Source organism: Mannheimia glucosida (assembly GCF_046267875.1).
GTDB classification, from domain to species: domain Bacteria; phylum Pseudomonadota; class Gammaproteobacteria; order Enterobacterales; family Pasteurellaceae; genus Mannheimia; species Mannheimia glucosida.
In genome coordinates this window covers 958,572-982,630 of sequence record NZ_CP176502.1, presented here as the reverse complement: position 1 = coordinate 982,630, position 24,059 = coordinate 958,572, and the positions used below count along the sequence as shown (strand labels likewise).

General features: G+C 42.7%; 22 protein-coding genes, 1 tRNA gene and 3 rRNA genes. 7 read left to right on the top strand and 19 right to left on the bottom strand.

The genetic code is table 11. The features are described from left to right. Positions 1-41: 41 nt before the first annotated feature. Genes ACJ7Z2_RS04880 through dusA form a run of 3 tightly spaced genes read right to left on the bottom strand, consistent with a single transcriptional unit; the run spans position 42 to position 2,035 of the window. Positions 42-506 (bottom strand): hypothetical protein, encoded by a 465-nt coding sequence (locus ACJ7Z2_RS04880; protein WP_126302517.1) that lies wholly within the window; start codon positions 504-506, stop codon positions 42-44. A 23-nt stretch (positions 507-529) separates the two neighbouring features. Next, entirely contained in the window at positions 530-1,036 is a 507-nt protein-coding gene (locus ACJ7Z2_RS04875; RefSeq protein WP_409500968.1) for a DUF2301 domain-containing membrane protein, read from the bottom strand. 21 nt (positions 1,037-1,057) lie between these two features. Continuing rightward, complete coding sequence (gene dusA / locus ACJ7Z2_RS04870) at positions 1,058-2,035, bottom strand: tRNA dihydrouridine(20/20a) synthase DusA (RefSeq protein ID WP_409500967.1); 978 nt, start codon at positions 2,033-2,035, stop codon at positions 1,058-1,060. Positions 2,036-2,385: 350 nt separating this feature from the next. Between dusA and ACJ7Z2_RS04865 the strand changes: the two genes are divergently transcribed. Beyond that, positions 2,386-3,363: a ribonucleotide-diphosphate reductase subunit beta gene (locus ACJ7Z2_RS04865; protein WP_006253235.1), complete on the top strand. Its 978-nt coding sequence runs from the start codon at positions 2,386-2,388 to the stop codon at positions 3,361-3,363. Beyond that, a complete protein-coding gene (locus tag ACJ7Z2_RS04860; RefSeq protein WP_409500966.1) occupies positions 3,350-5,017 on the top strand; it encodes a ribonucleoside-diphosphate reductase subunit alpha in 1,668 nt (555 codons plus the stop codon). The genes ACJ7Z2_RS04865 and ACJ7Z2_RS04860 overlap by 14 nt, the downstream gene beginning before the upstream one ends. 73 nt (positions 5,018-5,090) lie before the next feature. Here ACJ7Z2_RS04860 and nudC read toward each other — a convergent pair whose 3' ends face one another. The 5 genes from nudC to pepQ are packed head-to-tail and all read right to left on the bottom strand — an operon-like array spanning position 5,091 to position 9,182. Further along, positions 5,091-5,852, bottom strand: coding sequence for an NAD(+) diphosphatase (nudC, locus tag ACJ7Z2_RS04855; RefSeq protein ID WP_409500965.1), 762 nt, complete (start codon positions 5,850-5,852; stop codon positions 5,091-5,093). Further along, positions 5,845-6,504, bottom strand: a complete 660-nt coding sequence (locus tag ACJ7Z2_RS04850; protein WP_409501109.1) for a pseudouridine synthase — start codon at positions 6,502-6,504, stop codon at positions 5,845-5,847. The genes nudC and ACJ7Z2_RS04850 overlap by 8 nt, the downstream gene beginning before the upstream one ends. Before the next feature lie 20 nt (positions 6,505-6,524). Continuing rightward, positions 6,525-7,373, bottom strand: a complete 849-nt coding sequence (locus tag ACJ7Z2_RS04845) for a DMT family transporter (protein WP_409500964.1) — start codon at positions 7,371-7,373, stop codon at positions 6,525-6,527. Beyond that, positions 7,373-7,858 (bottom strand): FxsA family protein, encoded by a 486-nt coding sequence (locus tag ACJ7Z2_RS04840; protein ID WP_409500963.1) that lies wholly within the window; start codon positions 7,856-7,858, stop codon positions 7,373-7,375. The genes ACJ7Z2_RS04845 and ACJ7Z2_RS04840 overlap by 1 nt, the downstream gene beginning before the upstream one ends. 1 nt (position 7,859) lies before the next feature. Then, entirely contained in the window at positions 7,860-9,182 is a 1,323-nt protein-coding gene (pepQ, locus tag ACJ7Z2_RS04835) for a Xaa-Pro dipeptidase (protein ID WP_409500962.1), read from the bottom strand. A 10-nt stretch (positions 9,183-9,192) separates the two neighbouring features. On the opposite strand from pepQ, the gene tusA reads away from it, so the two are divergent. Continuing rightward, positions 9,193-9,435 (top strand): sulfurtransferase TusA, encoded by a 243-nt coding sequence (gene tusA / locus ACJ7Z2_RS04830; RefSeq protein ID WP_409500961.1) that lies wholly within the window; start codon positions 9,193-9,195, stop codon positions 9,433-9,435. Positions 9,436-9,504: 69 nt separating this feature from the next. Here tusA and rraB read toward each other — a convergent pair whose 3' ends face one another. The 8 genes from rraB to ACJ7Z2_RS04790 form a co-directional block, all read right to left on the bottom strand. Further along, on the bottom strand, positions 9,505-9,936 hold the full coding sequence (gene rraB / locus ACJ7Z2_RS04825) for a ribonuclease E inhibitor RraB (RefSeq protein WP_409500960.1): 432 nt from the start codon (positions 9,934-9,936) through the stop codon (positions 9,505-9,507). Positions 9,937-9,950: 14 nt separating this feature from the next. Then, complete coding sequence (gene yihA, locus ACJ7Z2_RS04820) at positions 9,951-10,562, bottom strand: ribosome biogenesis GTP-binding protein YihA/YsxC (RefSeq protein WP_126302527.1); 612 nt, start codon at positions 10,560-10,562, stop codon at positions 9,951-9,953. Position 10,563: 1 nt separating this feature from the next. Next, complete coding sequence (locus ACJ7Z2_RS04815; RefSeq protein ID WP_126302528.1) at positions 10,564-10,980, bottom strand: DUF805 domain-containing protein; 417 nt, start codon at positions 10,978-10,980, stop codon at positions 10,564-10,566. Positions 10,981-10,983: 3 nt separating this feature from the next. Then, positions 10,984-11,814 (bottom strand): ZIP family metal transporter, encoded by an 831-nt coding sequence (locus ACJ7Z2_RS04810; RefSeq protein ID WP_409500959.1) that lies wholly within the window; start codon positions 11,812-11,814, stop codon positions 10,984-10,986. 344 nt (positions 11,815-12,158) lie between these two features. After that, positions 12,159-12,274: ribosomal RNA gene (gene rrf, locus ACJ7Z2_RS04805) — 5S ribosomal RNA — on the bottom strand. 123 nt (positions 12,275-12,397) lie between these two features. Beyond that, positions 12,398-15,295 (bottom strand): 23S ribosomal RNA (locus ACJ7Z2_RS04800). Between the two features lie 249 nt (positions 15,296-15,544). Beyond that, positions 15,545-15,620: transfer RNA gene (locus ACJ7Z2_RS04795), tRNA-Glu, on the bottom strand. 168 nt (positions 15,621-15,788) lie between these two features. After that, a 16S ribosomal RNA gene (locus ACJ7Z2_RS04790) occupies positions 15,789-17,328 on the bottom strand. Together the 16S, 23S and 5S rRNA genes with 1 tRNA gene alongside form the textbook arrangement of a ribosomal RNA operon. 503 nt (positions 17,329-17,831) lie before the next feature. Between ACJ7Z2_RS04790 and tal the strand changes: the two genes are divergently transcribed. Continuing rightward, positions 17,832-18,782 (top strand): transaldolase, encoded by a 951-nt coding sequence (gene tal / locus ACJ7Z2_RS04785; RefSeq protein ID WP_409500958.1) that lies wholly within the window; start codon positions 17,832-17,834, stop codon positions 18,780-18,782. A gap of 71 nt (positions 18,783-18,853) precedes the next feature. Here the strand turns inward: tal and ACJ7Z2_RS04780 are convergent, their stop codons facing one another. Genes ACJ7Z2_RS04780 through ACJ7Z2_RS04770 form a run of 3 tightly spaced genes read right to left on the bottom strand, consistent with a single transcriptional unit; the run spans position 18,854 to position 20,241 of the window. Next, complete coding sequence (locus ACJ7Z2_RS04780; protein WP_126301742.1) at positions 18,854-19,129, bottom strand: deoxyribose-phosphate aldolase; 276 nt, start codon at positions 19,127-19,129, stop codon at positions 18,854-18,856. Positions 19,130-19,156: 27 nt separating this feature from the next. Then, positions 19,157-19,621: a glycine zipper 2TM domain-containing protein gene (locus ACJ7Z2_RS04775; protein ID WP_409500957.1), complete on the bottom strand. Its 465-nt coding sequence runs from the start codon at positions 19,619-19,621 to the stop codon at positions 19,157-19,159. Positions 19,622-19,641: 20 nt separating this feature from the next. Beyond that, positions 19,642-20,241 carry a VOC family protein gene (locus ACJ7Z2_RS04770; RefSeq protein WP_409500956.1) on the bottom strand — a complete coding sequence of 200 codons (600 nt, stop codon included), beginning with the start codon at positions 20,239-20,241 and terminating at the stop codon, positions 19,642-19,644. 33 nt (positions 20,242-20,274) lie between these two features. Here ACJ7Z2_RS04770 and argS point away from each other — a divergent pair, with 33 nt between their 5' ends. The 3 genes from argS to ACJ7Z2_RS04755 all read left to right on the top strand — a co-directional run bounded on the left by argS (position 20,275) and on the right by ACJ7Z2_RS04755 (position 24,030). Then, positions 20,275-22,002 (top strand): arginine--tRNA ligase, encoded by a 1,728-nt coding sequence (gene argS, locus ACJ7Z2_RS04765; protein ID WP_409500955.1) that lies wholly within the window; start codon positions 20,275-20,277, stop codon positions 22,000-22,002. Positions 22,003-22,149: 147 nt separating this feature from the next. Then, positions 22,150-23,328, top strand: coding sequence for an Obg family GTPase CgtA (cgtA, locus tag ACJ7Z2_RS04760; RefSeq protein WP_409500954.1), 1,179 nt, complete (start codon positions 22,150-22,152; stop codon positions 23,326-23,328). A gap of 84 nt (positions 23,329-23,412) precedes the next feature. Next, entirely contained in the window at positions 23,413-24,030 is a 618-nt protein-coding gene (locus ACJ7Z2_RS04755) for an HI_0552 family protein (protein ID WP_409500953.1), read from the top strand. The last annotated feature ends 29 nt before the right edge of the window (positions 24,031-24,059 follow it).

Sequence of the window (24,059 nt, the reverse complement as noted above, 5' to 3'; positions counted from 1 at the left end):
AGTGCTATCCGTTTTCTTTTTAGCAATTTTCTTTTAGGCAATTAACCTTCTCTACACTCTAACCACGGTACATTGTTCTTATAATAGGTTGAAATGAACTCTCGTGCCACTAACTCCACGAAACCACCTTCAATCGGTTGATAAGAACGATAACGCACTTCAAATTTGGTTCCTCTCCCGTTCAAACTAATATTCGCAATATGGTCGAAAGGATATACTTTTCCATTATCTAACTGGAAATAGATACCAAAATTCTCTTGCTTACGGCTTTCAGACCAAAGCGGGAAATAAGTCGCAAGGTAAGAACCCCCCCCTGTTAAGAAATTCTTACAATAATAGCTATAACGCTTAAAATCTTTCGGATTATTCAACTCCGCTTGGCTGATATTCTGTTTCAAATATCCAACCTGTGCTTGTTGCTTAGTTGAGTTTGATTGTGGTGAGGGCGTACAAGCAAATAAGCCAATTGCCACTGTTGCCATTAAAGCAATTTTGAATTTATTCATAAAAATCCCGATAAAATATTAAATTAAATCTGATATTTGCTTTTATCGCCAATATCAAAATGCAGCGGCATTCGCCATTTTTGAATACTCAGCACAAGAAGCAACAAGCCACAGACAAGGCTTAGAATTTGCACCAATAAAGGCCATTCTAGTGCAAAAGCAATCCACAATGCCGCCACTAAAAGCGGTTGGAAATTTAAGCCGAATACTCTAAAACAGAAATATTCTTTATAGCTTAATCCGCCGATCACCAGTAGCATTGCCCCGAACGCAAGCAAAGGGAAATTAAACACAGCACCAAGTAAACCAATCCAAGCAGAAAATTGGAAAATCAGGCGAAACGATTTGGCATAAAGATGTAAAGATGAAGCTAACATTGTGCCAGATATCAATAAGCCATATTGTGCCGTTTGAGGATAATAAGGCAATAAAAGCAACATTAATGTAGCTAACACAAAACCACAACGATAAACGATGACAGTTAAATAATCCCAAAAATCCATTGGTGATTGAATATGCGGATCTGCCATTTTTCCTCCTGTTAGCCCATTTTAGCCAATAAATGCAAGGGCTTGTTCCACCACTTCTACACCAGCCCCTTGCTTAGTGGCATTTTCACTTAAATGACGACGCCACTGTCTTGCCCCTTTACAATGTTGGAATGCTCCGAGCATATGGCGAACAATATGATTTAAATAGACACCCTTTGCTAACTCTCGTTCAATGTAAGGGAACATCTTTTCCACCGCTTCTTTTGCCGTTACAAGCGGTCGATTTTCATTAAAAATTTGCGAATCGATCTCGCCTAGCATTGACGGGTTTTGATAGGCCTCACGCCCTACCATTACCCCATCAACAAACTGCAAATGCTGTTTAATTTCCTCAATGGTTTTAATGCCGCCATTGATGCTAATCTTTAAATGCGGAAAATCTCGCTTGAGCTGATAAACCCGATCATAATCTAAAGGCGGAATTTCACGGTTTTCCTTCGGGCTTAACCCTGTCAGCCACGCCTTGCGAGCGTGTACGATAAAATCATTGCTATAAGGTTGCACTTTTTCGATAAAATCACACAAAAATTCATAGCTGTCTAAATCATCAATCCCAATACGATGTTTAACCGTGACCGGAATTTCCACCGCTTCTTGCATTGCTTTAATACAATCCGCCACTAAATCCGCTTTTGCCATCAGGCAAGCCCCGAACATGCCGTTTTGCACTCGGTCTGACGGGCAACCGACATTTAGATTAATCTCGGCATAGCCTCGCTCTGCCACCAATTTGGCACAATGAGCCAACTGTGCCGGATCGCTTCCGCCTAGTTGTAATGCAACCGGATTTTCGCTCGGATCATATTCCAACAAATCATATTTGGAGTGAATAATCGCCGGGGCGGTAATCATTTCGGTATAAAGCAATGCTTGGCGGCTAAATTGGCGATGAAAATAGCGGCAGTGACGGGTTGTCCAATCTAACATTGGAGCAACCGAAAAACGTCCACGGTAAAAAGGTTGAATTTCGTTAGTCATAAAAATATCAAAATAAAGCGGTAAAAAATCAGTAAAAAATAACCGCTTGTAAGCGATTCAAAACAAGCAGCCATCATACTCGAAAAAGCCAGATAAACATAGTTTCCTCAAGGCTTCCCCATCTATCTGCGCACTTTTAAAACAACCTTAAAACACAATATATAGTGTTTCAATATCAAATCAAACACAACATATTGAAGCAAAAATTTACAAAATTATTTTTCTTTATAAATCAATAAGCTACCAAAGACCAATAAAAAAGAGTGTTTGTCAAGACTTGTCTTGAAACTTTTTTTGCATACAATCATCTACCAGTTCCAAACATAAACTTTAAGATAGAGCCTACGAATATGTCTAGAAACCTCTTCCAAAAACGCTTAAATATTAAGCCGTATGAGTATCCTGAGCTTCTTGAATTTAAAGATGCAATTCGCCATTCTTACTGGTTACACACCGAATTTAACTTCACCGGCGATATTCAAGACTATCGCACCACTATTAACGATCACGAACGTCACGTGTTAACCCGAGCAATGCTTGCAATTTCACAAGTAGAAGTAAACGTAAAACGTTTCTGGGGCGAGCTATACCGCTATTTCCCAAAACCGGAGATGGACGATGTAGGCGGTACTTTTGCTGAAAGTGAAGTTCGCCATAAAGATGCTTACTCGTTCCTATTGGAAAAATTAGGCCTAAATGAAATGTTCAGTCAAATTCATGAAATTGAACCATTAATGAACCGCATTCGTTATATGGAAAGTTTTATGAAAGATAAAGATGCTGGCAAAGGCGAATTTGTTTTATCGTTAGTGCTGTTCTCTTTATTTGTTGAGCATATTTCATTGTTTGGACAGTTTATTATCATGATGTCGTTCAACAAGCATAAAAACCTGTTTAAAGGGATTTCCAATGCGGTTGAAGCCACCTCAAAAGAGGAAGAAATTCACGGTAAATTCGGAATTGCGTTATACGAAATTTTACGTGACGAACACAGTGAACTATTCACACCAGAATTTTTTGAAGATTTGCAAACCTTGGCAAATCAAGCGTTTGAAGCAGAACGTGGCATCTTAGACTGGATTTTCGAAGAAGGTGATTTAAGCTTTATCACCAAAGCCACGGTGGAAAATTACATTAAAAACCGTTACAACAATTCTTTAAGTATTTTAGGGCTAGAGCCGCCACACGACATCGACCCTGAATTATTAAAAGAGACTGAGTGGTTTGATATTGAAATTCTTTCAACCAAAGAAACCGATTTCTTTAACAAACGTAGCACCGATTATTCTAAAAAAATGAAACAGATTACCGCAGATGACTTATTTTAATACAGACCGCCCAGACTTCCACTGGCTTAATGAAGACAGCCGTTTATTCTTACAACGTGGCTATTTATTGGAAGGCACAACCGCATTAGACCGCATTCGTTTTATTGCCGAACACGCAGAGCGAAAACTCGGCATTGAAGGCTATGCCGATAAATTCTATCACTATATGGCAAGAGGCTACTTCTCGCTTTCTTCGCCAATTTGGTCAAACTTTGGCTTAGATCGTGGCTTACCGATTTCTTGTTTCGGTAGCTACATCGGCGACTCTATCCATGAAATTATGGTGACTACCGCTGAAGTGGGCATGATGAGTAAAATTGGCGGTGGTACTTCGGCCTACTTTGGCGATATTCGTCCGCGTGGCTCGTTAATTAAAAACAACGGTAAATCAGACGGCTCATTTAACTTCAGTAAATTATTTGATACCGTGATTGATGTGATTTCACAAGGAACATCACGCAAAGGTCAGTTTGCCGGTTATATTGATATTGAACACGGCGATATTGACGAATGGTTGGATATTCACACCGAAGGTAACCCAATTCAATTAATGTATTACGGTGTGTGTGTCGGTCACGATTGGTTAGAGTCAATGAAAGCCGGCGATCCATACAAACGTCAGCTTTGGGCAAAATTGTTACAACGTAAAACCGAAACCGGTATCCCTTATTTATTCTTTAAAGACAATGCCAACGCAGGTCGTCCTGATGTCTATAAAGATAAAAATATGACGATTCACGCCTCTAACTTATGTACTGAAATTATGTTGCCTTCCAGCAACGAAGAAAGTTTCGTCTGTTGCTTATCGTCTATGAATCTACTCTACTTTGATGAGTGGAAAGATACCGATGCACCAGAAACATTAACCTATTTCCTCGATGTCGTAATGAGTGAATTTATTGAGAAAAGTCAATCAATTCCATTCTTAGACCGTGCAAACCGCTTTGCCCGTCGCCATCGTGCATTAGGTTTAGGCGTGTTGGGCTGGCATAGCTACCTACAGGCAAATAATATTGCCTTTGACAGCTTCCAAGCGATGCAAAAAAATAACGAGATTTTCAAAATACTTCAAGAGAAAACCTTGAAAGCCTCGCAAGAATTAGCTCAACGTTTTGGCGAGCCGGAAATTCTCGAGGGCTATGGTCGCCGTAATACCACATTAATGAGTATTGCTCCGACTAAATCCAGTAGCTTTATTTTAGGCAGTGTGTCACCATCGGTAGAGCCGTTTAAATCCAACTACTATGTAAAAGATTTAGCGAAGATCAAAACCGTGTATAAAAACCCGTTCTTAGAGAAATTACTCCAAGAAAAAGGGCTAGACACCGAAGAAATTTGGACGTCTATTTTACAAAATGATGGTTCGGTTCAGCATTTAGAACAGCTTTCCGAGCACGAAAAAGAAGTATTTAAAACCTTTGCCGAAATCAGCCAATTAAGCGTGATTCAGCAAGCTGCCCAACGTCAAAAATATATTGACCAAGGGCAAAGTATTAATGTGATGATCCACCCAGCCACACCGGCTCGTGATCTTAACCAATTATACTTAACCGCAGAAGAGCTGGGCTTAAAATCCATCTACTACCAAAACTCAATGAGTGCAGCTCAGGTGTTTAACCGGAACTTATTAAGCTGCTCAAGTTGCGAAGGGTAAGTAAAGCTGTAAAACTAAAAATGCTGAATAATCATTTATTCAGCATTTTTTGTACCCTACTCTTAACACAAAATTATTTACTCTCCCGACACAACTTCAAGGTAGCTTGAATCAGCTCAAAAGCTATTGTGCCTTGTTGTGGGATTTCAGGTAAGCTTTCCTCACAGTCGAACCATTTTGCATCGCAGATTTCTTCTTCCTGTAGCTGAATTTCACCGCTTCCATAATCCGCTAAAAAACCTAGCATTAATGAATTGGGAAACGCCCAAGGTTGGCTTCCAAAATAACGCACATTTTTCACTTTAATGCCCGTTTCTTCAAACACTTCACGATGCACCGCAGTTTCTACCGCCTCACCGGCTTCGACAAAACCGGCTAAAGTGGTATAAATTGTGCCTTTATGGCGTAGATGATTGGCTAGTAGGATTTGTCTGCCTTTTCGCACCGCCACAATAATTGACGGGCTAATCGTTGGGTAAGCTCGATTACCACACGCATTGCAGTGAATTGCAATTTCATCGCTTGCCAGTATGGTTTTCTCGCCACATTTTCCGCAAAATTGGTGAGTCTGAAAGAAATGGTTAAGCGAAACAGCTCGATGCAACAAATGAGACAGTTCGGGTGGTCGGTTAATTTGGCTTCTTAAATAAGCAAACTCTCGCTGATTATCCGATTCTAACGCCTTCACCAAATAAGCCGGCGAGCCTTGATATTGCCCGATGGTTAATTTCTCACGTCCACTTAAGCCCAGCTCTTCCGCACTTCCGAATGGAATTTCCCCAGCCTCCAAGGCAATATTAAAATCGTTAACGATAATCCAATATCCTTTATTCATCTTTCAATCCTAATTGTGTAAACAACTTACGTTTTTCATTTTCAGATAGCACTTGAAACTCACCACAGCCTAAATTGCCTAATCTAAACTGCCCTAGCCCAACACGAATTAACCGTAAAGTCGGGAAACCGATATGTGCAGTCATTCTTCTGACTTGGCGATTTTTCCCTTCAGAAATAATCAATTCTATCCAGCTGGTCGGAATGGTTTTCCGCTCACGAATTTGCGGGGCGATATGCCAAGCAAAATCGGGCGTTGCTATTGCTCTGACTTTCGCAGGCTTGGTCAAACCATCTTTTAATACCACCCCTTTGGCTAATTTGGCGAGATCTTCCGGCTGTGGAACACCTTCCACTTGTACCCAATAGGTTTTCTGCTTGTCAAATTTCGGGTGGGCTAAACGGTGCTGGATTTCGCCATTATTAGTCAAAAGCAACAATCCTTCACTATCTCTATCTAACCGCCCGACCGGATAAATATTCGGAATCAGAATAAAATCTTTTAGCGTTTTTCGCCCCTGTTCATCGGTAAATTGGGTCAGCACATCATAAGGCTTATTGAGCAACACAACAGTAGTTTCCGCAAAGGTAAGCGGTCGTTTTTGCGGATTTTTTTGCAAATTTTTCGCAAAATTTGACCGCTTGTTGGTCATTCTTTTAAAGGTTGGTTGTTTCATTTTTTCAGGTTCGCCCACGCAACAGACAGTAAAATAATTGCCCCACCGATAATCATTTTAAGGGTTGGCACTTCATTAAAACAAAGCCACGCGATCATAATCGCATACACCGGCTCAAGGGAAATAATCATTGAGGCAGTGCGGGCGTTGATGGTATCAAGGCTTGAAATAAACAGCGTATAGGCAAGAGTAGTGCATAAAAAACCGATACAGAAAATCCAAAACCAATCTTGGGTGGAAACGCTTGGAAATTCAGTGATGGAAAGAGGCAACAGAAAAAGTGTAGCAAAAATATACTGCCACCAGCTTGCTTGCACGCCGGAAATTTTGCTCATGGTACGGCGATTCGCTACCGCCAAAATACCATACACTAAAGCAGATAACACGCCCCACAATAAACCTTGAGTGACTTGATTACCAAAGGTAAATTCAGGGGTAACTAAAATTAAACCCACCGTGATGGCAATTAATAGCACCACTTCACGAAAGCGTAATTTTTCACGGAAGAACAGGCTTTCAAATAACGCCACAAATGCCGGGAAGCTGGCAAAGCCTAAGGTTGCTACCGCCACACCACCTACTTTAACCGCCACAAAAAAAGTAACCCAGTGGGCAGCTAATAAGGCAGCAGAGAATGCGAGTTGAGCCATTTGCTGTAAGTTGAGCTTTACAAGCGGTTGTTTTTTCCATAAAAAATACAAAGAGATGATGGCAAAGGCAATCATCACTCGTCCAAGTACAATGGTTTCAGCCGAGCTTTGAATTAATGCTCCGAAGATCCCCGAAGCACCAAATAAAACCGCTGTGCCGTGAACTTTAAGTAGTGCAAGTGTTCTTTTCTCCACTACCTAATCCTTTTATGTTGATCTTGCTCATCTGGCTTGCGTTCAAATTCTGCATCAAAAGTATTGCCATCTTGCCGAGATGTGGCAGAAAAAGGTGGCGTTTGTGCGGTAAAACGCATAAACACTTTATTCTTCACGCTGTTAATTACTAAGGCTTGAATCCATTTTCGGCTAAAGGGTAACACGCATAAAATCGCTAAAATATCGCTTAAAAAGCCGGGAATAATCAGCAAAATACCGGCTAAAATAAACATCACCGAGTTGCCGACTGCTTCAGTCGGTATCTTGCCTTGGCTTAAATCTTGCTTGATGGAAAAGAGGGTATAAACGCCTCTTAACTTCACGATCCATAAGCCTAAAAATGAAATCACGACCAGTAATAAAATCGTGGGTAACACACCAATGGTCGAGCCAATATTCACCAGCAGAGAAATTTCGCAATAGATATAAAAGAAAATACCAAACAGAATCGCTAAAATCGGCATATTATCCTCCCATATTTTCGGCAGCTTTTGCCGTCAGATTGTCTGCCCCATTGGCTCGCATGACGATATTATCTTCGGTACGAATCCCGCCAAAGGCTTTGAAAGCCTCAATTTTCTGCCAGTTAAAGGCAGACGATAAGGCACTATTTTTCCACGGTTCAAGTAACATCTCAATAAAATAAAAACCCGGCTCAATGGTAAGCACCATATTTTCCTGTAGCTCACGGGTACAACGCAAACTTGGGTAAACCTCTGGAGGAGCCTTATGGCTGCCTCGGGCATTTTGCTGAAAACCGCCCACATCGTGCACTTGAATACCCAATAAATGCCCTAGTCCGTGTGGGAAGAACGTACGGCTAATCCCTTGTTCAAAAATTTGCTCGGCTGAAAGATGAATAAATTGATGTTCCGCTAATAATTGCGAAATCAGCTGCTGCATTCGGGTGTGATAATGCAGGTAGTTCACCCCAATGCTCAGCTCGGCAATAATCTGCAACTTAAATTGTTCCATTTTCGCCACCAGCTCGGCAAATTCAGAAGTGCTGTCAAAGGCATAGGTGCAAGTGATATCGGAGGCATAGCCATTTACCGTTGTGCCGGCATCGATTAAGAAACTATGGCGTTTTGCGTGAGTGTCAAAATCCAACGCCGTATAATGTAGCACTGCACCATTTTGATTAATTGCTACAATATTGCCATAAGGGACATTGAGATCAGATTGTTGCGTTGCTTTCAAATATTCAAGGTTGATTTCAAATTCGCTTTTGCCGGCAAAAAATGCCTCTTTTGCTACTTGATGCCCTTTTAAGGCTGAAAATTGGGCTTGGTAAATACTTTCAATTTCAAACTCCGTTTTGATGGAGCGAGCAAAATTCAGGCTATTCAGCACTTTCTGCGGGTTAATATGGTTAAAGCCTAAGTTTTTGGCTAGCTCAATATCTTCACCGATAAAGGCACAAGCGGTCGGATTTTGGATAAAGGTTGCAATTTCATTCTCTGCTCTCAACAAAACCCACTCAAATTCCGTAGCGAAAAAGGCCTCCGTTGGCACTTTTGGGGTAGAAACCCAATAATCTTCAGGGGCATAAAAATAGATTTTCGGCTTATTTTTGCCATCTAAAAATAGCCAGCAATTTTCAGCTTGGGGATACGGGAAAAAGTAATTAAAATAAGGGTTAATTTTAAACGGGGCGGTTTGATCGTCTAAAAATAAGGTTTTTGCCTTGCCGGCATAAATCCATAAACCGTCTAAAAAGGCATTTTCCAGCAAGCTTTGCACTGTCTGCTGCAAACGTGCGAGATGCGTAGAGAATAGATTTTTCATAAGGGATAAAATGACTCAATTAACTGTAAATAAAGAATTAGATACCTTGGGGCTACGTTGCCCAGAGCCGGTGATGCTCACCCGTAAAACAATCCGTAATATGGAAGAGGGAGAAATTTTGCATATCATCGCCGATGACCCGGCCACTACCCGTGATATTCCGAGTTTCTGCGAATTTATGGATCACCAATTAATTCAAAAAGAGGTGGATTCCACTCCATACCATTATTGGATTAAAAAGGGCTTGGCATAAACCACAAGCGGTCGATTTTAGCCATAAAATTGCAAATTTATGTGCAAAATCAACCGCTTGTTTTAATTATTAATGACGGCGAGGTCCGTCCTCAAAATCGTCATCTTCATCATCGAAAAATTCACCGTCATCGCCGTACTCATCTTCATCAGCATTCGGATCTTCAAAGTAGGTTCCCCAGCCTTCATACTCAGCACCGGCTTTTTCAATTAATGGCAGTAATTCTTTTTGTTGAGCGGTGATGAGATCCGCATTCAAATGAATTTCGCTCACAATATCGCAAACAAAAATCACCTTGCCGTTTTCGTCTTCCACTTCTTCCGCTTCGGAAATCTCATAACCCAGCTTATAGGCATCAACTACTAATTTTTCCAATTTATCAAAATCGTGGTGAGCAACGTGGTGTTCAATAATATAAAGGGCTTCAGGATCTGAACCATCGGCTAATAATGATGAAATGATTTCATCGGTTTCTGTGCGTAATTCATCGAAATTGTACATATTGAATTCCTTACTTATTCTGTGATTAATTCTGGTGCAAACCAGCTATCTAATTTGTTCGACAGCTTATCAATACCGATTTTATTCAGTGCGGAATAAGCCTCTACTTGAATATCGCCTTGGAACGGTAAAATCGCTTCTCTTACCATTTTTACCTGCTTAGAACGTGCCGATTGGCTTAACTTATCCGCTTTGGTCAACAGCAGTAACACCGGCAAGTTGGCCGACACTGCCCATTCAATCATCTGTTGATCTAAATCTTTTAACGGGTGGCGAATATCCATTAAAATCACCACACCGCCTAAACATTCACGCTTTTGTAAATATTCACCTAATGCCTTTTGCCATTGGATTTTCATCTGTTCAGGTACTGCTGCATAGCCATAGCCAGGTAAATCCACCAACTTACAATTCGGCTCAACCTCAAACAAGTTAATCAACTGCGTTCGCCCCGGTGTTTTGGACGTACGGGCTAAACTTTTTTGGTTAGTTAACGCATTCAAGGCGGTCGATTTACCGGCATTTGAACGCCCGGCAAACGCAATTTCAACACCGGTATCTTCCGGTAAATGGCGAATATCCGGTGCGGAGGTTAAAAAATGGGTTTTATGATAATTTAATTTCATTTTATTCTCTAAATTTAAAAGATAAGCCTTGCTCACCATATTGATTCGGTTCAGGATTACCGGCAAATACGCCCCATTCTAAAAAGAGCAACATTCCAATAAATGCCGGCATTACCTGTCCTAGTAATATCTGCATAATTCCTTGCGAATAAGGGGCTGCGAGATAACAAATAATCGGTACTAACACCATTAACAAGGCTTTTCCTGAACGATTGCGGTCGTGTAATCGTTTGATAATAATAGCAGACAGGCTAAATCCTGTAATTACAAGCGGCAGCACACTTAATAAAGACAAATCAGCTAAATTTATCAACATCGCAACCACAAACAGGAAAAGAAAGTTGATTCCAAATCCAATCCAAAAACCTTGTCTGTTTAGCCTACCGTTAAAACTAAAAAGTGCTTTATACCAAATCATTTTCTATCCTAAAGCTACATCAAGTACCATCATTACCACAAAGCCCAACATCAAACTTAAAGTCGCAATATCGGTATTGCCCGAACTTTGCGATTCTGGGATCAATTCTTCTACCACCACAAAAATCATCGCTCCGGCAGCAAAGGCAAGGGCATAAGGTAAAATAGCCGTCATCGACAGCACAAAAACTGCCCCAATCACCGCTGCAATAGGTTCAACCACTGCTGACATAGAGCCATACCAAAATGCTTTCTTCCGACTATGCCCTTCGCCTCGAATTGGCAATGCAAGTGACGAGCCTTCGGGAATGTTTTGTAACCCTATTCCGATTGCCAAACCGATAGCTCCCATAATGGAAGCATCTACGCCTGAAACTTGGGTTGCCAAAGCACCGAAAGCCACCCCTATGGCTAATCCTTCTGGAATATTATGAATGGTAATCGCAAGAAAAAGCAAAGTAGATTTTGATAAGCCTTGTTTAAGTTGATCATTTCCTTCAGCTTGCTCAATCGGCTTACTCAAGTGCAAATGCGGCACAACATAGTCAATTAATCGAATAAAAGCTCCACCGGCAAGAAAGCCAATCGCTGCAGGCAGCCAAGCTAAAGAGCCATAATCCGCCTCGGCATATTCTAAAGAAGGTGCAAGCAAAGACCAAAACGAGGCTGCAATCATTACACCTGCGGCAAAGCCCATCATACTGTCTAATAATTTTCGATTAACCGATTTAAAAAAATAGACAAATGACGAACCGAAAATCGTACAACCCCAAGTAAATAAACCGGCTATAAAAGCTTGCCATACAGGAGAAAGTGAAAGGAAATATTCAAACAAGAAATAGTACCAGCTAAAATAAATATTGGCTCATTCTATCAAAGATTCAGGGTTATTAATATAGTGTAGCCAAAGGCTCAACGAAGATTTCACTTGTAAAACTTAGCAAGAAAACAACCGCTTGCATAGCACCCATTACAAGCTATCATTTTCCGTGCGTTTTTTACCTTTACCACAACAACAAAAAACCGCCTATATCTCTATAGGCGGCTCTTATTTTTATTTACTTTTTCTTAGCTTTTTACTTTTTATTCGTTTTTTTCTTTGCTTTTCACGTTTAATTAAGTTTTCGCTTTTGTTACTTGTTACTTTTCGCTTTCACTCAATCTCGCTTAAAATTAAAACCCCGACGATGCTCTACTCTCACATGGCGAATCACCACACTACCATCGACGTCACTGCGTTTTACTTCTGAGTTCGGTATGGGGTCAGGTAGGACCACAGCACTCTTGTCGTCGGGAAAATTCTTTTCTATCTTCAGTTTCAGTTAATTATGCCATTAACTTCACTTTGATTCATTTCTTCTCTATTTTCGTTCTTTCTTCTCAATACAAAAACAAGCCTAAAAACATTTGAGCGTTGTATAGTTAAGCCTCTCGGGCAATTAGTACTGGTTAGCTCAATGTCTCACAACACTTACACACCCAGCCTATCTACGTCGTAGTCTCCAACAACCCTTACACACTTATTGTGTGGGAGAACTCATCTCGAGGCAAGTTTCGTGCTTAGATGCTTTCAGCACTTATCTCTTCCGCATGTAGCTACCCAGCAATGCCTCTGGCGAGACAACTGGAACACCAGTGATGCGTCCACTCCGGTCCTCTCGTACTAGGAGCAGCCCCTCTCAATTCTCCAACGCCCACGGCAGATAGGGACCGAACTGTCTCACGACGTTCTAAACCCAGCTCGCGTACCACTTTAAATGGCGAACAGCCATACCCTTGGGACCTACTTCAGCCCCAGGATGTGATGAGCCGACATCGAGGTGCCAAACACCGCCGTCGATATGAACTCTTGGGCGGTATCAGCCTGTTATCCCCGGAGTACCTTTTATCCGTTGAGCGATGGCCCTTCCATTCAGAACCACCGGATCACTATGACCTGCTTTCGCACCTGCTCGACTTGTCTGTCTCGCAGTTAAGCTTGCTTATACCATTGCACTAACCTCACGATGTCCGACCGTGATTAGCAAACCTTCGTGCTCCTCCGTTACTCTTTGGGAGGAGACCGCCCCAGTCAAACTACCCACCAGACACTGTCCGAGACCACGTTTCGTAATCTTCGTTAGAACATCAAACGTTAAAGGGTGGTATTTCAAGGACGCCTCCACAATCACTGGCGTGACTGCTTCTAAGGCTCCCACCTATCCTACACATCAAAATTCAATGTTCAGTGTCAAGCTATAGTAAAGGTTCACGGGGTCTTTCCGTCTAGCCGCGGGTACACCGCATCTTCACGGCGATTTCAATTTCACTGAGTCTCGGGTGGAGACAGCCTGGCCATCATTATGCCATTCGTGCAGGTCGGAACTTACCCGACAAGGAATTTCGCTACCTTAGGACCGTTATAGTTACGGCCGCCGTTTACTGGGGCTTCGATCAGGAGCTTCTCTTTCGATAACACCATCAATTAACCTTCCAGCACCGGGCAGGCATCACACCCTATACGTCCACTTTCGTGTTTGCAGAGTGCTGTGTTTTTAATAAACAGTTGCAGCCAGCTGGTATCTTCGACCGGTTCAACCTTCACCCGCGAGGGGTTACAATCTACGCCGGCGCACCTTCTCCCGAAGTTACGGTGCTATTTTGCCTAGTTCCTTCACCCGAGTTCTCTCAAGCGCCTGAGTATTCTCTACCTGACCACCTGTGTCGGTTTATAGTACGGTTTATAATAACCTGAAGCTTAGTGGCTTTTCCTGGAAGCGTGGTATCAGTTACTTCATCTCCGTAGAGACTCGTCATCACTTCTCGGTGTTAAGGAAGACCGGATTTGCCTAATCTTCCCACCTACCGGCTTAAACAGACATCCAACAGTCTGCTAACCTAACCTTCTCCGTCCCCACATCGCAGTTATTACAAGTACGGGAATATTAACCCGTTTCCCATCGACTACGCTTTTCAGCCTCGCCTTAGGGGCCGACTCACCCTGCCCCGATTAACGTTGGACAGGAACCCTTGGTCTTCCGGCGAACGAGTTTTTCACTCGTTTTATCGTTACTTATGTCAGCATTCGCACTCGTGATACGTCCAGCAGACTTCTCAATCCACCTTCTTCCGCTTACACGACGCTCCCCTACCCAACAGACTTTCGTCTGATGCCGCAGCTTCGGTGCTATATTTGAGCCCCGTTACATCTTCCGCGCAGGCCGACTCGACTAGTGAGCTATTACGCTTTCTTTAAATGGTGGCTGCTTCTAAGCCAACATCCTAGCTGTCTAAGCCTTCCCACTTCGTTTCCCACTTAATATAGACTTTGGGACCTTAGCTGGCGGTCTGGGTTGTTTCCCTCTCCACGATGGACGTTAGCACCCACCGTGTGTCTCCTGAGTATCACTCTTCGGTATTCGCAGTTTGCATCGGGTTGGTAATCCGGGATGGACCCCTAGCCGAAACAGTGCTCTACCCCCGAAGGTGTCCGCTCAAGGCTCTACCTAAATAGATTTCGGGGAGAACCAGCTATCTCCCGGTTTGATTGGCCTTTCACCCCCAGCCACAAGTCATCCGCTAATTTTTCAACATTAGTCGGTTCGGTCCTCCAGTTAGTGTTACCCAACCTTCAACCTGCCCATGGCTAGATCACCGGGTTTCGGGTCTATACCTTGCAACTAGACGCCCAGTTAAGACTCGGTTTCCCTTCGGCTCCCTTATTCAGTTAACCTTGCTACAAAATATAAGTCGCTGACCCATTATACAAAAGGTACGCAGTCACAGAATAAATCTGCTCCCACTGCTTGTACGCACAAGGTTTCAGGTTCTATTTCACTCCCCTCACCGGGGTTCTTTTCGCCTTTCCTTCACAGTACTGGTTCACTATCGGTCAATCAGGAGTATTTAGCCTTGGAGGATGGTCCCCCCATCTTCAAACAGGATATCACGTGTCCCGCCCTACTTGTTGTTAGCCTAGTATCACAATAAGGTTTTAAGGTACGGGATTATCACCCTCTACGATTGTCCTTCCCAGAACATTCCCCTAACTTCACTGCTATCACTAACTGGCTCTTTCGCGTTCGCTCGCCGCTACTAACGAAATCTCGGTTGATTTCTTTTCCTCGGGGTACTTAGATGTTTCAGTTCTCCCGGTTTGCCTCACACAGCTATGTATTCACTGGGTGATAGTAGGTTCTTCACCTACTGGGTTTCCCCATTCGGACATCTTGGATTAAACGCCTCTTATCGACTCATCCAAGCTTTTCGCAGATTAGCACGTCCTTCATCGCCTCTGATTGCCAAGGCATCCACCTTGTGCGCTTAGTCACTTAACTATACAACCTCAAATGTTTTCTAACACTTCTAAAAAATTAAAAGTAAAAAGTAAAAAACTATGAAGTCAGTTTACAACTAAACACTTGACTGCTTTTGTTCAGTCAAGATTTTTTACTACTCAGACTTTCAATTTATTCGTTATCACTTATGTATAATTACTTATGCGTAACGAACTTGAAATATCTCTCAGTTTTTCAGCTTGTTTCTATATTGTTAAAGAACAGAAGACAATAAAAATCATCTTTAAATGGCGTCCCCACGGGGATTCGAACCCCGGTTACCGCCGTGAAAGGGCGATGTCCTAGGCCTCTAGACGATGGGGACAACATTTAAAGATGCTTTCCACTTTGCCATTTGTGAGTGGAATATTTTAGCCAATTTTGCAAAAATCTTCAAGATTTTTACCGCTTGAATGACTATCTTTCACTCATCTTCTCTCATTCATCTATCAAACAATCTGTGTGAACACTTGCTGTCGTTCTTGATTATCGGTAAGGAGGTGATCCAACCGCAGGTTCCCCTACGGTTACCTTGTTACGACTTCACCCCAGTCATGAATCATACCGTGGTAAACGCCCCCCTTTCGGTTAAGCTATCTACTTCTGGTACAACCCACTCCCATGGTGTGACGGGCGGTGTGTACAAGGCCCGGGAACGTATTCACCGCAACATTCTGATTTGCGATTACTAGCGATTCCGACTTCATGGAGTCGAGTTGCAGACTCCAATCCGGACTTAGACGTACTTTCTGAGATTCGCTCCCCATCGCTGGCTCGCCGCCCTCTGTATACGCCATTGTAGCACGTGTGTAGCCCTACTCGTAAGGGCCATGATGACTTGACGTCATCCCCACCTTCCTCCGGTTTATCACCGGCAGTCTCCTTTGAGTTCCCGACCGTATCGCTGGCAACAAAGGATAAGGGTTGCGCTCGTTGCGGGACTTAACCCAACATTTCACAACACGAGCTGACGACAGCCATGCAGCACCTGTCTCATGGTTCCCGAAGGCACTCTCATATCTCTACAAGATTCCATGGATGTCAAGAGTAGGTAAGGTTCTTCGCGTTGCATCGAATTAAACCACATGCTCCACCGCTTGTGCGGGCCCCCGTCAATTCATTTGAGTTTTAACCTTGCGGCCGTACTCCCCAGGCGGTCGATTTATCACGTTAGCTACGGGCACCAAGCTTAAAGCCCAATCCCCAAATCGACAGCGTTTACGGCGTGGACTACCAGGGTATCTAATCCTGTTTGCTCCCCACGCTTTCGCACATGAGCGTCAGTACATTCCCAAGGGGCTGCCTTCGCCTTCGGTATTCCTCCACATCTCTACGCATTTCACCGCTACACGTGGAATTCTACCCCTCCCTAAAGTACTCTAGTTGTCCAGTCTGAAATGCAATTCCCAGGTTAAGCCCGGGGCTTTCACACCTCACTTAAACAACCGCCTGCGTGCCCTTTACGCCCAGTTATTCCGATTAACGCTCGCACCCCCCGTATTACCGCGGCTGCTGGCACGGAGTTAGCCGGTGCTTCTTCTGTGATTAACGTCAATCGACTGTTCTATTAAAACAATCGCCTTCCTCGTCACCGAAAGAACTTTACAACCCGAAGGCCTTCTTCATTCACGCGGCATGGCTGCATCAGGGTTCCCCCCATTGTGCAATATTCCCCACTGCTGCCTCCCGTAGGAGTCTGGACCGTGTCTCAGTTCCAGTGTGGCTGGTCATCCTCTCAGACCAGCTAGAGATCGCGGGCTTGGTGAGCCTTTACCTCACCAACTACCTAATCCCACTTGGGCTCATCTTATGGCAGGTGGCCAAATGGTCCCACCCTTTAGTCCTAAGACATTACGCGGTATTAGCTACCGTTTCCAGTAGTTATCCCCCTCCATAAGCCAGATTCCCAAGCATTACTCACCCGTCCGCCACTCGTCAGCAAAGAAGCAAGCTTCTTCCTGCTACCGTTCGACTTGCATGTGTTAAGCCTGCCGCCAGCGTTCAATCTGAGCCATGATCAAACTCTTCAATTCAAAAAGTTTAATCGCTCAATACTGCTGACATAAAATCGCACTTTCAAATTTAAACCTAATTAAAATCAGGTTAAAAGAAAGTAATGAATTTCTAGTTAGCACCTATTAAGACTTCAAAATTAAAAAAATATTTTCAATCAAGTCAATCAACAAGTGCCCACACAGATTGTCTGATAAATTGTTAAAGAACAAAAAGAAACGACGCACTGGAAATCAATTTTAAATCGTTCACAACAGTGCGTCGTTGTGTGCTGCGTATTATAGGGAAAATCAAAAACAACGCAAGCGGTTTTTGTAAAAAAATTGAAAAAAATCACCGCTTGCGTATTTTTACGGCGCTTTGTACATTTATTCACTAACTTAAACCGATTAAAACCAGTTTAATACAGCAAATTTATAAAAATGTGATCTATCTCACAAAATTATTTACTCTTTTGGAGGAGTTACTGTTATTATTCGTCACATTCTCCAAATAATATTAACTTCATATATAAGGAATAAATATGAGCCAATTAGATGAATTACGTAAAGTAACTGTTGTTGTTGCCGATACTGGTGATATTGAAGCTATGAAACTTTATAAACCAGAAGATGCAACAACTAACCCATCTTTAATTTTAAGTGCCTCAGCACTACCACAATATGCTCCATTAATTGAAGATGCTATAACTTATGCTAAATCACAAAGCAGCGATAAAGCACAACAATTAGTCGATGCGGAAGACAAATTAGCCGTCAATATTGGCTTAGAAATCTTAAAACTGGTTCCGGGACGTATTTCTACTGAAGTTGATGCCCGTTTTTCCTACGACACAGAAAAAACCATCGCAAAAGCACGCAAACTCATTGCGCTCTATAATGCGGCTGGTGTGAGTAATGATCGCATTTTAATTAAAATTGCTTCAACGTGGCAGGGAATTCGTGCTGCTGAGGTTTTAGAGAAAGAAGGTATTAACTGTAATTTAACCTTATTATTCTCTCAAGCTCAGGCTCGTGCTTGTGCTGAGGCAGGTGTTTATTTGATCTCACCATTCGTTGGTCGTATTTTAGACTGGTATAAAGCAAATGAAGGTAAAGAATACGCTCCTGCGGAAGATCCAGGTGTAATTTCCGTAACTAACATTTATAACTACTATAAACAATATGGTTATAATACGGTGGTAATGGGAGCGAGTTTCCGCAATGTAGGCGAAATTATCGAATTAGCCGGCTGTGATCGTTTGACTATCGCACCTCCGCTATTAAAAGCATTACAAGAAAGTAATGAAACCTTAGTACGCAAGCTAGAATACAAAGGTGAGGTGAAAGCTCGCCCACAACCAATGACAGAAGCAGAATTCTATTGGGAACATAATCAAGACCCAATGGCGGTCGAAAAATTAGCGGAAGGTATTCGCAAATTTGCCATCGACCAAGAAAAATTAGAAGCAATGCTTGCTGAAAAACTTCAATAAACAACGCATAAAAAACCGGTATTAATCATAAATTAATACCGGTTTTACATTTATCGATAATCTATAAGAGATTATTTAAACTCATAACGTCTAATCGTTTTTAAATCGCCATCTTCATTTTTGATTTCATCGGCAAGATGAACGCGAGCACCAACCGCTGCATGAGCGTCATACTCACGAGTTAGAGTCACGGTTTCACCGTTATCACGTTGAACTACTAACTCAACAACATCATTTGAAACTGCTTTGCTTGATAACACGGTTGCATTACCTTTATCAGAATAAACATCTGCAGTACATGCTGCTAAAGTTAATGAAGCTAGTACAGCTAAAGAAAATTTTTTCATTATAAAAGTCCCTCAGGAAAACTAAAATTAAAGCAGAGAAACATTCAGGTCTGAATTAGACCCTACGATTCTCACGCGTTTGCCAGGCACAAAACCGTCTTCTTTCTTTTGAACGACCACGATTTCTTTACCATCATCTTTACGAATCACCATTTCTAAAGAAGAAACTTGACTCGCTTTTTGTTCTACTTGATTACCAATTACCGCACCGGCAACTGCTCCTACTGCAGTTGCAATAGCTTGCCCAGTACCACCACCAATCGCATTACCAGCCACACCACCTAATACGCCACCGCCAACAGTACCAATTACGCCTTGGCTATCTGCTTGAATTTTAACATCACGCACAGATAAAATTGTACCATAAGCAATAGAACGGGCTTCTTTTGCTTGCGATCCCGAATAAACACTACCGCTATAAATGTCTGTATTTGCACAGCCAACTAAAGCAAAACTTGACATTAATGCAACAGCTAAAGCTAATTTTTTCATTTTGTTTGTTCTCCGAAACGTTAATTTTCTGACATAATTACACTTTTTATAGCATAAGGGTGGAGCTTTAGACAATAAGGATTACAAAAAGTTACATTTCTCAAGCTGATCGCAATGCTTGGATTTGGCAATCTCTCCCCTTCTACCTGAGGTTGGCTGATTTTTAATTTAATCTCAGAATTATCAGCAAGTCTAAAGTGCGACAATGCCCTTGACACCCATTGTTCCGAACTTTCGTTGTCTAACATCGGAAAAACCAGCTCAATATGTTCCCAGCCTTCTTGTGAATACACCTTATTTTTCGGAAAAGGCAACTCGACAATTTTTACAAATTGTCCGCAAAATTCGACCGCTTGTGTTAAGGTAAACAACCCTATCGGTCTGCCGTTTACCTCACTCTCTTTAAGTAAGGTTGCCCCCTCGAGCAAAACAGCTTTCCATTGCTCCGCGGTTTCGGTTTGGTTCATTCTCACTGCTAGATGATCAATTTGATAAATACTCAAATCAATCCCCGCAACTTCAGCAATTTGTCGGATTTTCTGTTCAAATTGCGATAAATCACCAAAACAAGCGGTCATTTTCTCGAAAAATTTTGCATTTTCTGCTATAATCTTGTCCATTTTTTTGTAAATAAAATTTAAATAGGTTAAACAGTGAATATTCAACAAATTTTATCAGATAAAATTAAACAGGCAATGGTAGCAAGCGGTGCAGACAGCAATGTCGAGCCTTTAGTCCGCCAATCGGGTAAGCCGGAATTTGGCGATTACCAAGCGAATGGGGCGATGGGTGCAGCAAAGAAATTGGGAATGAATCCGCGTGAATTTGCTCAGAAAATTTTAGATAACGCAGATTTAAACGGCATTGCCGATAAATTAGAAATTGCCGGTCCGGGCTTTATCAACATTTTCTTAAACCCGGAATGGCTGGCGGAAAACACTAACAGTGCCTTGCAAGCGGTCAATTTTGGCATAAAAACTGCAAATCCGCAGACGATCGTAATCGACTACTCCTCGCCGAACGTGGCGAAAGAAATGCACGTCGGGCATTTGCGTTCTACCATTATTGGCGATGCGGTAGTTCGCACCCTTGCGTTTTTAGGCAATAATGTAATTCGTGCCAACCACGTTGGCGACTGGGGTACTCAATTCGGTATGCTAATCGCTTACCTTGAAAAAATGGAAAACGAACACGCCAGTGAAATGGAGCTAAGCGATTTAGAAGCCTTCTACCGAGCGGCAAAAGAGCATTATGATTCAGACGAAGCATTCGCTGAAAAAGCCCGTAATTACGTGGTGAAATTGCAAAGCGGCGATGAGTATTGCTTAACGATGTGGAAAAAATTAGTCGATATTACGATGCACCACAATCAAGAGAACTACAATCGCTTAAATGTTACGCTCACCGAAAAAGATGTAATGGGCGAAAGCCTCTACAACCCAATGCTGCCTGAAATTGTGGCGGATTTAAAAGCCAAAGGCTTAGCGGTGGAAGATGATGGTGCTTTAGTGGTTTTCCTCGAGGAATTTAAAAATAAAGATGGCGACCCGATGGGCGTAATCGTGCAGAAAAAAGATGGCGGTTTCTTATATACCACTACCGATATTGCCGCAGCAAAATATCGCTACGAGACCTTAAAAGCTGACCGAGCCTTAGTCTTTTCTGACAGCCGCCAAGCTCAACATATGCAACAGGCATGGCTCATTACCCGCAAAGCGGGCTATGTGCCGGACAGTTTCAGCCTTGAACACCCGTTCTTCGGAATGATGCTAGGCAAAGACGGCAAACCGTTCAAAACCCGTAGCGGTGGCACAGTCAAACTCAAAGATTTATTAGATGAAGCGGTAGAACGTGCCGATAAACTGATTTCCGAACGTTCCACCGAGCTAACTTCGGAAGAAAAAGCCGCTGTGGTTGAAGCTGTGGCGATTGGTTCGGTGAAATATTCCGACTTATCGAAAAACCGCACTACCGACTATGTGTTCGATTGGGACAATATGCTGACTTTTGAAGGCAACACTGCCCCATATATGCAGTATGCCTACACCCGCATTCGATCTATCTTTGCCCGTGCGAACATTGACGAAAACGCATTGAGCGGCTCAATCCTACTCAATGAGCCAAAAGAGCCTGCATTAGCAGTGAAACTATTGCAATTTGAAGAGGCATTAAACGGCGTGGCAAAAGAAGGTATGCCACATATTTTATGCCAATATTTATACGAGCTTGCAGGTAGTTTCTCCAGTTTCTACGAGGCTTGCCCGATTCTCAATGCCGAAGAAACAACCAAAAACAGCCGTTTGAAACTCGCGGCATTAACGGCGAAAACCTTAAAACAAGGGTTGGATCTATTAGGCATTAAAACCGTAGAGAAGATGTAAGAATAGTTCCCCTCTTTAGCAAAGAGGGGGTAGGGGAGATTTGGCAGAGCTAATTCTAACCTCATACGAAATTTTAGTATCGTAATCAAATCTCCCCCAGCCCCTCTTTATCTAAAGAGGGGAGATATTTATAAGGAACAATGTAAAATGAAATTTATTGACGAAGCCCTGATTCGTGTAGAAGCAGGCGATGGCGGTAATGGCTGTGTGAGCTTCCGCCGTGAAAAATTTATCCCGAAAGGCGGGCCTGATGGTGGTGATGGTGGTGATGGTGGTGATGTTTATTTAATTGCCGATGAAAACCTGAACACCCTTATCGACTACCGCTTTGAAAAACGTTATGCCGCCGGGCGTGGCGAGAATGGTCGCAGTGCCGGCTGTACCGGACATCGTGGGCAAGATATTACCCTACGAGTGCCGGTCGGAACCCGTGCGATTGATAACGACACCCAAGAAATTATTGGCGATTTAACCCGCCACGGAATGAAAATGCTGGTGGCAAAAGGTGGCTATCACGGTTTGGGCAATACCCGCTTTAAATCCTCAGTAAACCGAGCTCCACGCCAAAAAACCAACGGTACGCCGGGCGAAAAACGTGATTTGAAATTAGAGCTGTTACTGCTTGCCGATGTAGGAATGCTTGGCTTACCAAACGCCGGTAAATCCACATTTATCCGCAGTGTCTCTGCTGCCAAACCAAAAGTGGCGGATTACCCGTTCACGACGCTGGTGCCAAGTTTAGGGGTAGCCCGTGTGGGTTCCGACCGCAGTTTTGTGGTTGCAGATATTCCGGGGTTAATTGAAGGTGCAGCAGATGGTGCAGGGCTGGGGATTCGTTTCCTAAAACACTTGGAACGTTGCCGTATTTTGATTCACTTAGTCGATATTATGCCGATTGATGAAAGCGATCCGGCTCATAATATTTCAGTGATTGAGTCCGAGCTTTACCAATATAGCGAAAAACTCGCCGAAAAACCGATCTGGTTGGTGTTCAATAAAATTGACACCATCGGCGAAGAAGAAGCTGCAGAACGAGCAAAAGAAATCTCTGAACAAATCGGCTGGGAAGGCGATTACTACTTAATTTCTGCCGCTACTGGTCAAAACGTGCAAGCTCTCACTCGTGATATTATGGACTTTATTGAAGCCAACCCACGCGAAGTGGAGGAAGAAAATAAAGCACCTGAAGAAGTCAAATTCAAATGGGAAGACTACCACAACGAAGCAATGCAAAATGCGGTAGAAGAAGATTGGGATGATGACTGGGACGACGATTGGAGCGAAGAAGATGACGAAGGCGTAGAGTTTATTTACGAACGCCGTTAATCCAATAATACAAGCGGTTGTTTTTACACGGAAATTTGCAAATTTCCAGAGAAAAACAACCGCTTGTTGGTTTAAGGAGATTTTATGCTTAGCTCAACCTCGTGCGATTTATTCAATATTCCGTTCTTCCAATTTGCTCAAATGAAGAAATATTGCCCTGAGGAGATTCCTCGAATTAAGGCGGAATATAAAGCTCAATGGGAAATTTGGAAAAAGCTACATCAGGAAGTTTCTCGTCAGCTTGGGCAGCCGTTTTCTCCGCCACATATTGAGAAGTGGTGCAACGGTTGGCAAGTTCGAGCCCATTTTTTTGCTTATTATAAGTATGAATTTAATCAAAATTCTGCCGCTATTCTTTCTGTGATTCTAAACCGCCGCCGTTTGCAAGTGAGCCTTGATTGGCATTGTTATCGTGCCGACCGCTCTCAAATTAACGTGCATCAATATAATCAATGGTGGGAAAATTTAGATCGGGAAAAGTTTGCTGATTTTGAGATTTGGCACGGAAGTGAGAGTGAATATGATGATTTTAGAACCGTTAGTCAAATATCAGAGCAAGCGTTCACGCTAACCAACGAGGAAGATTTTTGGTGTATCGGCAAAAATGTGGAAAAGGACGAGTTGGATAACATTGATGTAGTGGAATTTATCTACCAAACCATTCGGGCATTATTGCCACTTTATGAGAAATGCCATCAATAAACACCAAAAAGGCGAACATCATTGGTTCG

Excerpts from the sequence above, each read along its gene's own strand:
- ACJ7Z2_RS04840 (WP_409500963.1), bottom strand. The coding sequence starts at position 7,858 with ATGCCGATTTTAGCGATTCTGTTTGGTATTTTCTTTTATATCTATTGC.
- ACJ7Z2_RS04860 (WP_409500966.1), top strand. The coding sequence starts at position 3,350 with ATGACTTATTTTAATACAGACCGCCCAGACTTCCACTGGCTTAATGAA.
- ACJ7Z2_RS04875 (WP_409500968.1), bottom strand. The coding sequence starts at position 1,036 with ATGGCAGATCCGCATATTCAATCACCAATGGATTTTTGGGATTATTTA.
- tal (WP_409500958.1), top strand. The coding sequence starts at position 17,832 with ATGAGCCAATTAGATGAATTACGTAAAGTAACTGTTGTTGTTGCCGAT.
- rraB (WP_409500960.1), bottom strand. The coding sequence starts at position 9,936 with ATGTACAATTTCGATGAATTACGCACAGAAACCGATGAAATCATTTCA.
- nudC (WP_409500965.1), bottom strand. The coding sequence starts at position 5,852 with ATGAATAAAGGATATTGGATTATCGTTAACGATTTTAATATTGCCTTG.
- ACJ7Z2_RS04865 (WP_006253235.1), top strand. The coding sequence starts at position 2,386 with ATGTCTAGAAACCTCTTCCAAAAACGCTTAAATATTAAGCCGTATGAG.
- ACJ7Z2_RS04815 (WP_126302528.1), bottom strand. The coding sequence starts at position 10,980 with ATGATTTGGTATAAAGCACTTTTTAGTTTTAACGGTAGGCTAAACAGA.
- tusA (WP_409500961.1), top strand. The coding sequence starts at position 9,193 with ATGACTCAATTAACTGTAAATAAAGAATTAGATACCTTGGGGCTACGT.
- cgtA (WP_409500954.1), top strand. The coding sequence starts at position 22,150 with ATGAAATTTATTGACGAAGCCCTGATTCGTGTAGAAGCAGGCGATGGC.
- pepQ (WP_409500962.1), bottom strand. The coding sequence starts at position 9,182 with ATGAAAAATCTATTCTCTACGCATCTCGCACGTTTGCAGCAGACAGTG.
- dusA (WP_409500967.1), bottom strand. The coding sequence starts at position 2,035 with ATGACTAACGAAATTCAACCTTTTTACCGTGGACGTTTTTCGGTTGCT.
- ACJ7Z2_RS04880 (WP_126302517.1), bottom strand. The coding sequence starts at position 506 with ATGAATAAATTCAAAATTGCTTTAATGGCAACAGTGGCAATTGGCTTA.
- ACJ7Z2_RS04850 (WP_409501109.1), bottom strand. The coding sequence starts at position 6,504 with ATGACCAACAAGCGGTCAAATTTTGCGAAAAATTTGCAAAAAAATCCG.
- ACJ7Z2_RS04755 (WP_409500953.1), top strand. The coding sequence starts at position 23,413 with ATGCTTAGCTCAACCTCGTGCGATTTATTCAATATTCCGTTCTTCCAA.
- ACJ7Z2_RS04780 (WP_126301742.1), bottom strand. The coding sequence starts at position 19,129 with ATGAAAAAATTTTCTTTAGCTGTACTAGCTTCATTAACTTTAGCAGCA.
- ACJ7Z2_RS04775 (WP_409500957.1), bottom strand. The coding sequence starts at position 19,621 with ATGAAAAAATTAGCTTTAGCTGTTGCATTAATGTCAAGTTTTGCTTTA.
- yihA (WP_126302527.1), bottom strand. The coding sequence starts at position 10,562 with ATGAAATTAAATTATCATAAAACCCATTTTTTAACCTCCGCACCGGAT.
- ACJ7Z2_RS04770 (WP_409500956.1), bottom strand. The coding sequence starts at position 20,241 with ATGGACAAGATTATAGCAGAAAATGCAAAATTTTTCGAGAAAATGACC.